General features: G+C 65.3%; 11 protein-coding genes. 6 read left to right on the forward strand and 5 right to left on the reverse strand.

Annotation, left to right across the window (positions count from 1 at the left end):
• The first annotated feature begins 251 nt into the window (after window positions 1-251).
• Window positions 252-3,242 (forward strand): autotransporter outer membrane beta-barrel domain-containing protein, encoded by a 2,991-nt coding sequence (locus ACZIRK_RS12830; RefSeq protein ID WP_463327425.1) that lies wholly within the window; start codon window positions 252-254, stop codon window positions 3,240-3,242.
• A gap of 299 nt (window positions 3,243-3,541) precedes the next feature.
• Window positions 3,542-4,936, forward strand: a complete 1,395-nt coding sequence (locus ACZIRK_RS12835) for a mercuric reductase (RefSeq protein WP_130229493.1) — start codon at window positions 3,542-3,544, stop codon at window positions 4,934-4,936.
• A gap of 28 nt (window positions 4,937-4,964) precedes the next feature.
• On the opposite strand, the gene ACZIRK_RS12840 is transcribed toward ACZIRK_RS12835, so the two are convergent.
• The 3 genes from ACZIRK_RS12840 to ACZIRK_RS12850 form a co-directional block, all read right to left on the reverse strand.
• Window positions 4,965-6,191, reverse strand: coding sequence for a GGDEF domain-containing protein (locus tag ACZIRK_RS12840; RefSeq protein ID WP_130229492.1), 1,227 nt, complete (start codon window positions 6,189-6,191; stop codon window positions 4,965-4,967).
• 186 nt (window positions 6,192-6,377) lie between these two features.
• Window positions 6,378-7,880 (reverse strand): AMP-binding protein, encoded by a 1,503-nt coding sequence (locus ACZIRK_RS12845; protein WP_463327426.1) that lies wholly within the window; start codon window positions 7,878-7,880, stop codon window positions 6,378-6,380.
• Window positions 7,881-7,929: 49 nt separating this feature from the next.
• Window positions 7,930-9,705, reverse strand: coding sequence for an extracellular solute-binding protein (locus ACZIRK_RS12850; RefSeq protein ID WP_130229490.1), 1,776 nt, complete (start codon window positions 9,703-9,705; stop codon window positions 7,930-7,932).
• Between the two features lie 318 nt (window positions 9,706-10,023).
• On the opposite strand from ACZIRK_RS12850, the gene ACZIRK_RS12855 reads away from it, so the two are divergent.
• Window positions 10,024-10,854, forward strand: coding sequence for an invasion associated locus B family protein (locus ACZIRK_RS12855; protein ID WP_463327427.1), 831 nt, complete (start codon window positions 10,024-10,026; stop codon window positions 10,852-10,854).
• A 110-nt stretch (window positions 10,855-10,964) separates the two neighbouring features.
• Here ACZIRK_RS12855 and hspQ read toward each other — a convergent pair whose 3' ends face one another.
• Window positions 10,965-11,297, reverse strand: coding sequence for a heat shock protein HspQ (gene hspQ, locus ACZIRK_RS12860; protein WP_028166473.1), 333 nt, complete (start codon window positions 11,295-11,297; stop codon window positions 10,965-10,967).
• 118 nt (window positions 11,298-11,415) lie between these two features.
• Here hspQ and ACZIRK_RS12865 point away from each other — a divergent pair, with 118 nt between their 5' ends.
• A complete protein-coding gene (locus ACZIRK_RS12865) occupies window positions 11,416-12,369 on the forward strand; it encodes an AEC family transporter (RefSeq protein WP_130229324.1) in 954 nt (317 codons plus the stop codon).
• A gap of 6 nt (window positions 12,370-12,375) precedes the next feature.
• On the opposite strand, the gene ACZIRK_RS12870 is transcribed toward ACZIRK_RS12865, so the two are convergent.
• Complete coding sequence (locus ACZIRK_RS12870; protein WP_130229325.1) at window positions 12,376-13,566, reverse strand: UbiH/UbiF family hydroxylase; 1,191 nt, start codon at window positions 13,564-13,566, stop codon at window positions 12,376-12,378.
• Window positions 13,567-13,700: 134 nt separating this feature from the next.
• Between ACZIRK_RS12870 and pcsA the strand changes: the two genes are divergently transcribed.
• Window positions 13,701-14,441, forward strand: coding sequence for a phosphatidylcholine synthase (gene pcsA / locus ACZIRK_RS12875; RefSeq protein ID WP_051397005.1), 741 nt, complete (start codon window positions 13,701-13,703; stop codon window positions 14,439-14,441).
• Window positions 14,438-15,163: a TerC family protein gene (locus tag ACZIRK_RS12880; RefSeq protein WP_130229326.1), complete on the forward strand. Its 726-nt coding sequence runs from the start codon at window positions 14,438-14,440 to the stop codon at window positions 15,161-15,163. The genes pcsA and ACZIRK_RS12880 overlap by 4 nt, the downstream gene beginning before the upstream one ends.
• Window positions 15,164-15,182: the final 19 nt, after the last annotated feature.

Consider the following 15,182-nt stretch of genomic DNA (forward strand, 5'->3'; position numbering starts at 1 on the left):
TCATCGAGGAGCAAGCGCAAGTATGAACGTTGCTGTACTCCAATGTCGCGAACTCTCTCGTGAACATCGGCTTCGGCAATGGGCAAGTCGCAGCACAGATTGATGTGATCAGAAATCGTGCGGGTGGTTTCGCGACAACAGAGACGTGCGCGGAAAATTGGTAGTGGGTCGTGGGGGCTGCAATGACGTGGAAATGTTCGGACCGCCAGTCGCGGGGCCACGATTGTCATCGCCGGCACGTTCGGCGCGTCATGCGCGTCGGTTCCACCGCTTTTTGTGTGGTTGTCGGCTTCACCATGGCGGCGTGGGCTGACGGAGGTCAGGGCGGCGCCGGGTTCGGCTGGACCCCTGGGGGTGGCGGCGCTGGTTACACCGGGAATCCAGGCCATAGCGTACGTGCTGATTCGCTCGCTGGCGGCGGCGGCGGCGGCGCGGGGGGCGGTAACGGCGGTAGCGCGTTCAGCGGTCTCCCTGGTGGCACCGGAGGTACGGCGAGCGATCCGAACGGTCACGATGGACAGAGCGACTTCTTCGGGGGCAGCGGCGGCGGCGGCGGGTACAATGGCAACGGTGCCGGCACGGCAGTCTTGACCAACACTGGAACGATGATCGGCGGCCGAGGCGGCAAGGGTGGCGACGGCAATCTGGCGACGACGGGCGCGGGCGGCGGCGGCGGCGGGGCAGGTGGCTATGGTGCCGTGATCACCGGCAGCGGCGCCAGCAGCAATAGCGGGACCATCACCGGTGGCAATGGCGGCGACGGTGGCAAGTCGGGAAGGTACGGTGGCCCCCCGTATCCTGACACCGGCGGCGGTGGCGGCGGCGGCGGTGTGGGCGTTCAATTCAGTGCCACAGGCGCCAGCTTCACCAACACTGGAGGAATTGCTGGTGGCATCGGCGGGATGGCCGGAGCAGCCGTCGGCGCTGGAGGGGGCGGCGTCGGAGGCACTGGCGGTGCCGGCCTTGTCGGGGCCGCGCTTTCGGTTATCAACACCGGAAACATCGCCGGCGGTACCGGCGGCAGCGGCGCCGTGGGATATGGCGGCGTCCTGGCTCCCGCTGGGAGCGGCGGCGCTGGCGTGTCTCTGAGTGCCGCCTCGTCGCTCGACAACCGCGGCATCATTCGCGGCGGTCTCGGAGGCGGCAGCGGTGGGGCGGGGGGCAGTGGTGGCGGAGCCGGTGCCATTCTGTCGGGTTCATCCCTCAGCAACACAGGATCGATCATCGGGGGAGATGGCGGGAGCGGCGGCACCCTTGGCGGCGGCGCCGGCATCGTCGGCACGGATGCCACTGTCATCAACAACGGCACGATTTCAGGCGGCTTGTCCAACGACGGCGTGACACGTGCCAATGCTCTCACGTTTCTTGGTGGGGCAAACACACTCATCTTCGGCAGTTCGACGCCGGGCCTGACCGGCAATATTGCAATCCAGGCCGGCACGCTGACGTTTGACCAGTCGTCGGACATGACGCTCAGCAATGTGATCACCGGAGGCGGTGCTCTCATCAAGGCCGGTTTGAAGACCCTGGTTCTCAACGGCCAGAGCACCTACACCGGCCCAACCACCGTCAATGCCGGCAAGCTCGTGGTCGGCGATGACAACCACGCCGGCGCGAGCCTCGCCAGCACCGTCGCTGTGAACGGCGGCGGCACGCTCGGCGGCATCGGTACCATCGGTGGCCTCGCTGTTGCGAATGGCGGCGCCGTCGCGCCCGGCAATTCGATCGGCACCCTGAACGTCGCCGGCAATGTCAGCTTCGCGGCGGGCTCGATCTACCAAGTCGAGACCAATGCGGCCGGCCAATCCGATCGGATTGTCGCTACCGGGACCGCAAGCCTCACGGGGGGCACCGTGCTGGCGCTGGCGCAGAGCGGAATCTTTTCGCCGCAGACAGCCCACACCATCCTCACCGCGAACGGCGGCGTCACCGGCACGTTTGCGGATGTCAGCAGCAGCCTCATCTTCCTGACGCCGACTTTGAGCTACGGTGCCAACGACGTATTCCTGAGATTCGCCCGCAGCAGCACCGCATTCCCCGACGTCGCGGAGACCCCAAACCAGCGCGCGGCGGCCGGCGGCTTGCAGGAGAGTTCACTGACCAGCCCGCTGGTGATTGCCGTGCTCAACCAGAGTGCGGCCGGCGCGCGGCAGGCGTTCGATGCGCTGTCGGGCGAAGTGCATGCCAGCGCGCAGACCGCAATGATCGACGACGCCCGCTATCTGCGCGAGGCCGTGCTCGGACGGTTGCGGCAGGCTTCATTCACCGGCGACGCGGGGCCGATGGCCGCGCTCACCTCCGGAGGCCCGCAGTTGGCCGCATCGGCCAGTCCTGCGCTCGCCTATGCGGAGGTGGGCAAATCGGCTTTCCCGATGAAAGCGCCGCCCGCAGTGCCCGCAGTGCTTCCCGAGACGGCGGTCTGGGCGCAGGGCGTCGGCGCCTGGGGCCGGCTCGACGGCAACGGCAATGCCGCTGGCATGACGCGCGATCTTGCCGGCTTCTTCAGCGGCGTCGATCATCGCTTCGCTCCCAACTGGATCGTGGGCATCGCCGGCGGCTACACCAGTTCAACCGTCCGCGTCAGCGACCGGACGAGTTCCGCTGATGTCGAGACCGCCCATCTCGCCGGTTATGTCGGTGCGACCTACGGTGCGCTCAGCCTGCGCGGCGGTGCGGCGGCAAGCTTCAGCACGCTCGATACCAGCCGTTCGATCGTCTTCCCGAACTTCTTCGACACCGCGCGCGCCCGCTACGACGCCACCACGGCGCAGGTGTTCGGCGAGGTGGGTTATGGGCTGACCGTCGGACAGGTTGCGCTCGAACCGTTTGCGGGGCTCGCCTGGGTCCATCTCGACACCAACAGTTTCAATGAGACCGGCGGTAGCGGCATCGCCGCGTTGCTCGGCTCCGGCACCAAGGAAGACGTCGGCTACTCGACGCTCGGCGCGCGCATCGCCACCAGCTTCCGGCTGACGAACGGCATGTCGCTGACGCCGCGCGCCTCGGTGGCGTGGCAGTACGCGCTCGGTGATGTCACCCCGACGGCGGCGCTGGCGTTCCAGAGCACGGGCGCGAACTTCATGGTCGCGGGCGTGCCGCTCGCGCGCAACGCGGCGCTGGTCGAAGGCGGGCTCGACCTGCGGGTCATGCCGCAAGCCAGCGTCGGCATCTCCTATGTCGGCCAGCTCGCGGACCGCGTGCAGGATCATTCGGTCAAGGGCAGCTTCTCCTGGAGATTCTAGAGCCCGATCCGGAAAAGTAGAAACCGGCTTTCCCTCGCGACAACGCGAAGCGTTCGCGCGGAGATCATGATCTAGGAGCGCACTAGCAGAGGCGCGACGCAAACCCCACCACACGCGACGAGTGTCGTGCGGGGAACTTCGGCGTGGCGGCAGCCAGGGCAGCGCTCTCCACCCCGAAGGTTCCTGCCGCAACCATAAGAGCGCGATCACGATCAGCGGCGCATAGCGGTGGCGCTTCTGGCGCAATCCTATGTCCTCGGAGGTAAGGGTCCGTTTCGGAGACAACACGGAGATCATCCATGTCTCAGGCTGAACACTTCGATATCGTCATCCTCGGCAGCGGTCAGGGCGGCAAGCAGCTCGCATGGCATCTTGGCCGTTCCGGCAAGAAAGTCGCCGTGGTCGAGCGCCGCTGGGTCGGCGGCTCCTGCCCGGCAGTCGCCTGTCTCCCGTCGAAGAATGAAATCTGGAGTGCGCGGGTCGCTCACCTCGTGCGGAACGCTGCGCATTTCGGGACACTGACTGGCGCCGTCAAGACCGATATGGGCAAGATGCGCGCTCGCAAACAGGGCATGGTCGACCGCGAGATCGCATTCCACCTGAACGCCTACAAGGAGAGCGGCGCAGAACTCATCATGGGCAGCGGCCACTTCGTGGGTCCGAAGACCCTTCAGGTAGCGTTGAACGATGGGGGTACCCGCTTGCTCGCGGGTGACGAGGTTGTCCTCAATGTTGGTACGCACGCAGCCATTCCTGAGATCGCCGGTCTCAAGGCCGCGCGTGCGCTCACTCACATTGAAGCGCTTGAGGTCGACTATTTGCCGTCGCACCTGATCGTGCTCGGGGGCGGCTATGTCGGCGTCGAGATGGCGCAGGGCTTCCGCCGGTTCGGCAGCCGGGTGACGATCATCGAGCCAGGTCGCCAGCTCATGGGACGGGAAGATGCCGATGCGGCCGAAGAGATTCAGCGCATTCTGAGCGGTGAGGGGATTGACGTGTTGCTGAACGCCCAGCCCGTCAGTGTCCATGGTGTTTCCGGCGATACGGTCTCGGTGAGCGTGCGCACCCCCAAGGGTGAAGAGAAGATCGAAGGCAGCGACTTGCTTGTGGCGGTTGGCCGCGTCGCCAACACCGCCGGCATCGGGCTCGATGAAGCTGGAATAGAACTCGATGCCCGCGGCTTCATTCGTGTCAACGAGCGCCTGCAAACGACCGCGCCCGGTGTCTGGGCGATCGGCGAATGCTGCGGCAGCCCCCAGTTCACGCATGTCTCGATCGATGACTTCAGAATTGTAAGGGACAACATGGCCGGCGGCAGCCGCAGGACCGACGATCGCCTCATTCCCTATGTCGTGTTCACCGATCCGCCGCTCGCACGTGTCGGCCTCTCCGAGCAGGAAGCCAAGCGGCAGGGTATCCCTGCGCGTGTCGCGAAGCTGCCGATGAGTCATGTCCTGCGCACGGGGGCAACCGACGAGACCGATGGCTTCATGAAGGTGGTCGTCAGCGCGAATGACGACCGTGTCCTCGGCTTCTCAATGATCGGTTCCGAGGCCGGCGAGGTCATGGCCGTCATCCAGACCGCAATGCTCGCCGGCTTGCCGTACCCAAAGTTGCGTGATGCCGTCATCGCCCATCTCACCATCGCGGAAGGATTGGGGCCGCTATTCGCAAACGTGCCGCCGCGGTCTTGATCGGACGACGCGGGCGCTCCTTGCGCCGCTATGATGCCGCGCGGTGCGCCTCGTCGTGTAGCCGCGCGAGCAGCGATCTTGCCGTGTCGTTCGACAGCAGCGTAGCGACGCTCACGCTGGGATCGGAACGCATATCGTGCGTGCCATGGCTGGTGTGGCGCATGACGCTGGACAGGCGACGCGCGATGGCATGGGCGTTGCGCAAGTCGGCGCCCGCGAATACGACGATGACCGATCCGTCTTCCTGGGCCGCGCCGAAATCCATCTGGCGCATCAGGCGGCTGATAATGCGCGCGCCGTCGAATTGCGCGCGGGGATGGTCGGGATCGAAGGCGAAGCGCGCCACACTCAACGCGCCGCCGTGCTCGGTGGCCTGATAGACGGCGGTGGCGAAATCGCGCTCAAAGGCAATGCGGGTGAGCAGGCCAGTGCGCGCATCGATCAGGCCCTCGGCGTCGATCGCGCGCAACGTCCGGCTCAAATGCACTTCGAATGCGTGCTGGCGCACCAAGGGCAGAGCGATCGCGGCGACGTCGGCCGGCTCGCGGGCAACCAGCTCGAGATGGGGCAGTTCGTAGCTGGGGGCAAGCCCGTCCGGCGTTACCACGACCGGCAGATTGCGGAAGCGGGCGTCTTCGGCAAGCACCGTCAGGAAGGCATCGATCACACGCAGCGTAAAGCCTTCGCCGAGAACGATGCCATCGACGTCGCGAGAATTGAGATGCTTGGCGGCCGCCTCGATGCTGAGCGCGCCGACCACGCCGCAACGCTCGCCGAGCACAACCGAGAGCGCCGGGTAGGCGCCGCCGCGGCCAATCAAGAGCACGGTCGCGTCGCGGCTGGTGTCGATATCCGACAGCAGGATCGGCGAGGGCGGTACCAGGCGCCGCATCACGGTCGAATGCAGCGAGCGGATGCGCAGCACCGCGTTCAGACGCGCGACCAGGCGGCTGGGATGCTTCTCGGCATGAAAGAACGGAATGGCATTGTCGGGCAATGCCGCTTCGGGATTGACGGCGATCAGCGGCAGATAGGGCTGGCGTGGCGCGATCATCGCTGCCAATTCGGCAAGTCCCGCCTCATCTCTGCTCGAGGCAGCGGCGATCACGGCGGCTGGCTGTACCTGGGTGACGGCGCGCGCGGCGTCAGTCCATGTGGTCTCGATCACCGGAAACAGCCTGCTCTCATCGAGCGCGCGCGCAAAGGCTGGCCGACCCGTGGTCGAGGCAATCAGGATCGGGCCTTGCTGGGGCATTCGGCAACTCGGATCGGGCGGAAGCGTTGGCTGCGATGCTAGTTGCCGCCGCTTAATGCAGCGTCAACGTTAGTTCATGATCCGATTTGACGGAATCGGATCATGAACTCATCTCCTTGTTTGAGCATGATCTTTTCGGAAAACCGGTTTCCACTTTTCCGGATCATGCTCTAACGCGGGGTTTGCTCAGATGCCGCCGGTCCGATCGCGAAAGGCTTCGACCATCAATGGATTGAGGCCGAGTTCTGTCATGGCGTTGCGGGCGCGCGCATTGTCCTGGGCGCGCCCTGCGAGGCGATGGCCGGCGAGGCGGTCGGGCAGAGCGGTGAGCAACGCGCCCTGGCCGAGTCGGCGCGACCATTCCTGCAGGTCGTTGGCGAGGAAGCGGTAGCCACCAACCGCCATGATGCCGGACGGAGGCGCGGTGATATTGATGGCGCCGGTCGAACGGTCGAGCCGCGCTGCATATTCAGTGTCGACGTAGTCGCGGGGGGGCGGCGTTATCAACGTGTCGTTCGGCACTTGCGGCGGTGCGTAGGCTGCGGCGGGCACCATCGGCCCACGCAGGCCAAGCGTACCCGTTGGCGTCAGCAGGATCTCGCCGGCAATGGAGGAGCCCGGAAGCTCGCGCGGCGCGCCATGCGGACCCGGTTTGATCGGCGCTGGCGAACCGTCCTCGGCGGTCCGGCGCGCGCCAAACAGGCCGGCTTCTCCGAACAGATAGACGTCCGTCAGCGTCGCGCGCTGCGCGGTCCAGGACGCGCCGGCGGCGACCTGTTCGGGCGCCCGCCACAGCCCGATCACGTTGCGCACGCTCGGCATGTTGACGTCGAGGTCAAGTTCAGCCAGCCGCAGCGCCAGAGGCGCAGGCGTAATCAGCGTGTCGCAGGCATGGTCGTTGATCTGGGTCCGCAGCACCTCTTCATCGAAGGGGTGGTGCAGCACCAAAGTGCCGCCGGTGAGCAGCCAGACCGCAAGCGAAGAAGCCAGGCCAGCGAAGGACATCGGGGTAAAAGTTGACATGATGGTTGCGCCCTGCGGCACGTCGCTTTCCAGCGACATCGCAAGTCCGCCGGCGATCACGGCGAAATGGGCGCGCGGTACCGGACGGAAGCCATCGGCGGTCACATCGAAGGAGATCAGCGAGGCCTTGCGGCCGTCCTGGATCACCGCCCGCGTGGTCGAGGATTCCCGCAGGATAGCTTGGTCGAGCGACGCCATGCCTTCAGGCAGGTCGCTGCCGAAACCGCAGACATGGCGGATCGAGAACGCTTCCGCCGCCGCGTTCATCGCGAAGTCGGCGTAGATGACGCCGTCGATCCGGCTCGTCGTCACGATTGCCCGCGCGGCGGTGCGGTTCAATGCCGCGGTCAGTTCGGCGTGCCGCCAAAGCAGCGGCATCGGCGCGACCACCAGGCCGCAGCGATGGGCCGCCAGCACCGTCAGCGCGAATTCGACCGTGTTCGGCAATTGCACGGCCAGCACGGAATTGGCCGGCAATCCCGCTTCAATGAAATGCGCCGCTAGCGCCGAGATCGCGCGGTCGGCTTGCGCATAGGTCAGCCGCTTGCGCGTCTGGCCGGTGATGCGCTGCTTGTTGAGCGGATCGACCAGCGCCAGTGCGTCCGGCTGCCGCGCCAGCACGCGCTTGAACAGGGAATCAAGAGTGGGCGAAGCGGGCTGGGTCACGGGTTCAACGTCGGTTGCATCAACTTCGGTTGCATTACTTGGCCTGCGGCTACTTCGGTTGCGGCTCTGGCTTCTGCCACCAGGTCTCCGGCAGGTAGCCGGTCAGGGCAGTGCTCTCTGGTCGTTCTATCCGATTCCAGCGCGCGATCCATTGCTCCGCGATGTTAAACAGGGGAATTGCGTAGAAGCCGGACATCAGCGTGCGGTCCAGCCCCCGCACCGCCGAGACGAAGGCGGCCTGCTCCCGCGCCTCCAGCAGTGCGGCGATCAGGGCGTCGATCGCCGGATCCTTGGCGCCCATGTAATTCCGGGTGCCCGGGATATCGGCGGCCTGGCTGCCCCAATAGAACGACTGCTCGTTGCCGGGCGACAGCGATTGATCCCAGCGGTTCTGGAGCATGTCGAACTCGTAGCCGAGCCGGCGCTGGTCGAACTGGACCGGATCGACCGCGCGCACCCGCGCCTCGATGCCGGCACGCTTGAGGTCGCGCTGGTAGGCGAGCGCGATCCGCTCCTGGTCGCGGGTCGTCACCAGGATCTCGAATGCAAACGGCGCCTTGGTCGCGCGGTTGCGCAAGACGGTGCCGTTGAGCTCGTAGCCGGCCTCCGACAGCAATGCGAGTGCGCTACGCAGCGCGGTGCGATCGCGGCCTGAGCCGTCACTGACCGGCAGGTGATAACTGCCGTCGAGAATGTCGGGCACAATATGCGCGTTCGCCTGCTGCAGCAATTCTCGTTCGCGCTCGTCGGCAGGGCGGCCATAGGCGGACAGTTCCGAGCCGGCGAAGAAGCTGCCGCTGCGGGCATAGAGGCCGAAGAAGTAGTTGCGGTTGATCCATTCGAAATCGAACAGGAGCGTCAGCGCCTTGCGCACGCGGACGTCTGCAAATAGCGGACGGCGGGTGTTGAACACCAGGTATTCGGAAGGTTGCGGCGTTCCGGTCTTGATGGTGTGGCGGATCACCTCGCCGTTGCGGGCCGCGGGGAAATCATAGCCGTCATGCCAGCGCAGCGGCTCGGCCTCGACGCGGAAATCGTAGAGCCCGCGCTTGAAGGCTTCGAACTGGCCGTTGGCCTCGCGGTAGAAATCGAGCCTGATCTCGTCGAAATTGTAGAGGCCGCGATTGATCGGAAGGTCGCGGCCCCAATAATCCGGATTGCGCACCAGCGTGACGCTCGCGCCCGGCTTCACCGCGCCGACGCGATAGGGGCCGGAGCCGATCGGTCCCGTCAGTGTTGTGTCCTCGAAGGTCGCCGGATCGACCGCGTGTTTCGGCAACACCGGCATCAAGCCGAGAATCAGCGGCAGTTCGCGGTCGTTGGCGCCTGTGAGATCGAAGCGCACCGTGAGCGGATCGGGGGAATCGGCTTTCGCGACTTTCGCATAATATTGCCGGTGGTTGGGACGGCCGTGATCGCGCAGGAGCTCCCAGGAGAACAGCACGTCTTCGGCCGTGACGGGCTTGCCGTCGGAGAAGCGGGCGTGGGGATCGAGATGGAAGGTAACGTAGCTTCTCGCATCGTCGGTCTCGACGGTCTTGGCGAGCAGGCCGTAGAGCGTGAACGGCTCGTTGTTGCCGCGCGCCAGCAGGCTCTCGACGACGAAGCCCCTGATCTGCTGCACCGCGAGACCACGAACGATCAGCGGGTTGAGGCTGTCGAACGTCCCGAGAATGCCCCAGGTCAGTCGGCCGCCCTTGCGCGCGTCGGGATTGGCGTAGGGCATATGGGTGAAATCGGCCGGCAATGCCGGCGCGCCGTGCATCGCGATCGCATAACTTTCCGCCGCCTGCGCCGGGCTGGTCCCGACCAGCGCGAGCACCATGGCAAAACCCAGCGCGGCGAGGGCGCCACGCCCAGATGCAACCCAAGAAACGCGCGGAGCAACGCGTCGGTCTGATTCGCGAAATCTCACGGAACGAGCTTTACCACAGGACCCTGCAACTCGCCGTGACGTTGGGGCAAACCTGTTTGCCGGCATTGATCTTTTCGTCTGCCGCTGTATTGAAGGCGTGCAATTGAACAAGGCGGCAACGCCTGTCACGTATCCGCCTCAATTGACTAGGAGACAGCCGCCCCAAACGGCTAGGTGTCGGTGCCTGCAGCGGTTTCGGGCGCCGCCGTTGAGAAAGGGTTTTCCGCAATGAATTTCCGTATCTTGGCCGCGTCGGCCCGGCCGCGTGGGCGAATTTTCGCCGCCTTGGCAGCGACGGCCCTGTCCGCGGCCGTGCTTGTTCCCGAGGCCGGAGCTCAGCAGCCGGCGGCTCCCGCCGCGCCAGCGGCACCGAAGGCTGCTCCCAAGGCGGCGCCGAAGGCTGCCCCCAAGGCGCCCGCGCCGGCGGCCCAAGGTCAGCCGCCCGCCCAGGGCGCTCCGACCGCGCAAGCCCAGCCGCAGCAGCCGCCGCCCCAGGATCAGCAGGTTCAGCTCATCTACGCGCCCTGGACCAAGTTCTGCCTCAAGGGCCAGGATGCCAACGCCAAGCAAGTCTGCTTCACGGGCAAGGACGGCCGTATCGAGTCCGGCCAGCCGGTGATCGCCGCCGTGATCATCGAGCCCGAGGGTGAGCCGAAGAAGATCCTGCGCGTCACGCTCCCGCTCGGCATGCAGCTCGTGCACGGCACCCGCATCATCGTCGACAACAACCCGCCGCAGCAGGCGCCCTATGTGATCTGCTTCGCCAATGGCTGCATGTCGGACTATGAGGCAACCCCCGATCTGCTCAACAGCCTGAAGAAGGGCCAGAACCTGGTGGTGCAGGCGATCAACGCCAACGGCGCGCCGCTGACGCTGCCGCTGCCGCTCGTCAACGAATTCGCCAAAGCCTATGACGGTCCGCCGACCGACCCGAAGGTGTTCGAGGAAAACCAGAAGAAGCTGCAGGAAGAGCTGCAGAAGCGCGCGGAAGAGGCCCGCAAGAAGCTTGAGGCCAATCCGCCGGCGACGGGCGTCTCCAGCCCGCCCCCCGCGAAGTAACAGCGGGAAGCTTCCCGATACGTCAAAGGCGCTCCGGCAGGAGCGCCTTTTTTGCTACGGGAACGATCTGATCCGCGCCGCCGCGATGCAGCATCCGTGTCGCGTGCGAGCTAATTCAGCGAAGGATTGCGCGGACGGTAGCCGCCGGACTTGTCTTGGATAAATATCTCGGCCACTTGGGAGTGCCGGACCGGTTCGCCGGAATTGTCCGGCAGCAAGTTCTGTTCGGATACGTAGGCGACGTATTCGGTCTCGGCGTTTTCGGCGAGCAGGTGATAGAAGGGCTGATCCTTGTGCGGCCGCACCTCTTCCGGGATCGACAGCCACCACTCCTCGGTGTTGTTGAACTCCGGATCGATGTCGAAGATCACCCCCCGGAAGGAAAACACCCGGTGGCGGACGATCTGCCCAATCTGGAACTTAGCGGTACGCGCTTTTATCATAGCTCGTCGATAGACCATGATGGCGGCGGATGCTAGGGGCAAGCGCGCGAATTAACCTTTCGCCTCCTGCCGGATTTTCCAGCATTTCCCTTGGAAAATCCCCAAAAAGACGCCTTCCGTGGTCGATATCCTCAATCTTGCGCTGCCTTACTTCGGGCTGATCTTCATCGGTTTCGCCTGCGGCAAGGCCAAGGGTCTGCCCGAGTCCGGGCTCGCCTGGATGAATTTCTTCCTACTCTACGTCTCGCTGCCGGCGCTTCTATTCGGCATCATGTCGAAGACGCCGTTCTCGGAACTCAACAATCCGCCGTTCCTGGTGGCGACCACGCTCGGAACGATGATCGCCTTCTTCCTGGCGATGCTGGTCGCCAAGCTCCTGGGGCGGCTGTCGCTGCGCGAGGCGACGCTCGCGGGGCTCTCCGGCGCTTATGGCAACATCGGCTATATGGGGCCGGGTCTGGCGCTCGCGGTGTTGGGGCCGAAGGCTGCAGCGCCGACCGCGCTGATCTTCTGCTGTGACAGCATCTTCCTGTTCTCGATCGTGCCGCTCTTGATCGAACTGACGGACCGCGAGCATCCCTCGCTGTTGCACGCGCTGGGGGTGACGGCGCGCCAGATCGTGCTGAACCCGCTGATCATGGCGGCGTGCTTCGGCGCACTTGCCGCGGCCCTGCACCTGCGTTTTCCGGTTGCGCTGGATAATACGCTCTTGTTCCTGCAGAACGCGGCGGCGCCGGTGGCGCTGTTCGTGCTCGGCGTCACCGTCGCGCTGCGGCCGCTCGATCGGATTCCGTGGGATGTGCCGGGCGTGATCGCCGTCAAGCTTCTGGTCCATCCGCTGCTCGCGTTCGGCTTGATGCTGGCGTTCGGTCCCTTCGCTCAGCCTTGGGCTGCGACCGCGGTGCTGATGGCCTCATTGCCGCCGGCGCTCAACGTGTTCGTGATCGCGCGGCAGAACGACACCTGGGTCAAGCCGGCGTCAGTCGCCGTGCTGGTCGGCACCTTTGCCTCTGTCGTGACGCTGACCAGCGTAATGTGGGTGCTGCAGACGGGAAGGCTAAGCTCTCCCTAAAGAGCTTCAGCTCACGCGCCGCCAAGACGGCGCGAGTCCCTCGCGCATGGCGAGCCGCCGCAGCGGGCCTATCGATCCGATCAGGTGCAGGCCAGTGGCGCGGATCGACTGCATCGGGAGGAAATCGCTCAGCAGCGAGCGGTTGGCGAGATCGATGACGAAGGTCCGGCTCATGATATCGCCGCGCCGGGCCGACTGGTAGCGCGCCAATACCTGCGGCGAGCCGGGGTCCTCGCCATGCGCGAGCGCTTCGCCGGCGAGCCTGGCGATATCGGCTGCGTCCCGCAGCCCGAGGTTGAGGCCCTGCGCGCCGATCGGCGGCACCACATGGGCGGACTCGCCGACCAGCGCGACCCGGTTCCTGGCAAACTGCCTGGGCTGTTCGATCGCCAGAGGAAACAGATTGCGCCCCGGCTCGACCTCGACGCGGCCGAAAATCGAATGCGATTGCTTCTCGGCGGCGTCAGACAGTTCCGCATCGGAGAGCGCCTTCAGCCGCTCGGCTTCCGCGGCCGAGGAAACCCAGACCACGCTGCAGCGGTTGCCGGGCAGGGGCACGAACACGACGGGGCCGTGCTGTGTGTGGAATTCGGTCGAGATGTTCTTGTGCGGGCGCGAGTGGGCGATGTTGAAGGTGAGGGCCGACTGCTTCAAGTCGCGGCGGCTGATTTCGATGCCGGCCGCCTCGCGCGACTGCGACTGCCGGCCGTCGGCTCCGACCACCAGCCGCGCCGTCAGCGGCTCGCCGCGGCCGGTCCGGATCGTGACCATGGTGTCTTCCGGATTGATGATCTCGGCTTCGTCGTCGATGCGGGTCAGACCAGGCAGTTCGGCCGCACGCTGTTCGAGCGCCGCGACCAACGAGCGGTTGTCGATATTGAAGCCGAACTGCTCAAGATCGATCTCGTCGGACGAGAACCTCACTTCCGGGGCGCGGATCAGCCGCCCGGTGTCATCGACCAGCCGCATCACCTTCAGCGCCGCGGCCTTCTCGGCCAGACGCCGCCAGACATCCAGCCGCTCGAGCAGGTCGACGGAGGCGCCGAGCAGCGCCGTGGTGCGGTTGTCGGCGTAGGGCGCGCGGCGGGCGAGCAGGGCGGTCTTCGCCCCGGCATCCGCAAGCGCGATGGCGGCGGTCAGCCCAGCAGGGCCACCGCCGACGACCACGGCGTCATAGACATGCGGTGCATCACTCATATCGGAACATTTGACGGGATTGGCGGCATTTTCAAGCCATCAAATTCGCTAAAATCTTTCCACCGATTTGCGCGGCGGAACGCCGCAAGCGCGGATATGCAAACACAGTCGATTCCTGATAGCACTGCCCGGCGATGGAAATCGACCAAACCAGCCAGCCAGCTACGTTTCCGGCATCGCTGCGGATGCGGATGGCGGCGTTCTCCGTGCATATCTTCACGGCGATGGGGGCGGGCGTCGCGCTGCTCGCGCTGATGGAGGCCGTGCGCGAGCACTGGGCCAATATGTTCGGCTGGCTCGGGGTGGCGCTGGTCATCGATGCGATCGATGGTCCGATTGCGCGCAAGCTCGACGTGGTCCGGCTGCAGCCGAACTGGTCCGGCGAGGTGCTCGACCTCGTCGTCGATTTCGTCACCTATGTCTTTGTTCCCGCCTATGCGATCACGGCCAGTCATTTGCTGCTGCCGCTGGCGGCGCCGATCCTCGGCATCGGTATCGTGATCTCGAGCGCGCTGTACTTCGCGGATCGCAGGATGAAGTCCGCCGACAATCATTTCCGCGGCTTTCCGGGCCTTTGGAACGCAGTGGCATTCTACCTGTTCCTGCTGCATCTGCCGCCGGCGTGGTCGAGCCTTGCCGTGGCGATTATGATCGCGCTCACCTTCGCGCCATTCCACGTGCTGCATCCCCTGCGTGTCACGCGGCTGCGCTGGCTGACACTGTGGCTGATGGCCGCCGGAGCGGTGCTGGCGCTGTACACGCTCGCCCGTGACTTTGACGTCGGCACGCCGATCATCGTGGCACTCTGCGTGATCGCGGCCTATGTCGCCGGCAGCGACGCCGTCATCCGGTTGATGAGGTCACTCAGAGCATGATCGAACTTTTGGCCAGCCCGGAAGCGTGGGCGGCGCTACTCACGTTGACTGCGCTGGAGATCGTGCTTGGCATCGACAACGTGATTTTCCTGTCGGTGCTGGTCTCCCGCATCCCGCCGCACCAGGCAAAGCGCGCGCGTCAGATCGGATTGTTCCTGGCGCTCGTGTTCCGCATCCTGCTGCTCAGCCTCCTGGTATGGCTGATCGGGTTGACGGAGCCGGTGATCACGGTGAGGGGGCTCGCGCTGTCCTGGCGCGACATCATCCTGATCGGCGGCGGGCTGTTCCTGATCGCAAAGGCGACGCATGAGATCCACGGCGAGGTGGAAGCGCGGGAAGGTGACGAAGAGGCGGCGTCCGGCCGCAGCGCGTTCTTCTGGGTGATTGTCCAGATCATCATCATCGACATGGTGTTCTCGCTGGACTCGATCGTCACCGCGATCGGCATGGCGCAGGATCTGGAGGTCATGATCGCCGCCGTCGTGATCGCCTGTATCGTCATGTACGTCTCGTCGGGGCCAGTTGCGCGTTTTGTCGCAGAGCATCCGACCACCAAGATGCTGGCGCTGGCGTTCCTGCTGTTGATCGGCGTGGCACTGGTCGCCGACGGTTTCCACTTCCACATCCCGCGCGGCTACATCTATTTTGCGATGGCATTCGCAGCCGCGGTGGAGACGTTCAACGTGCTGGCGAGGCGTAACCGCAAGAAGGTGGTCAAGTAGCCGATCCAGCCCGTGAGTT

The sequence above is a fragment of the Bradyrhizobium sp. Leo114 genome, from assembly GCF_055229415.2.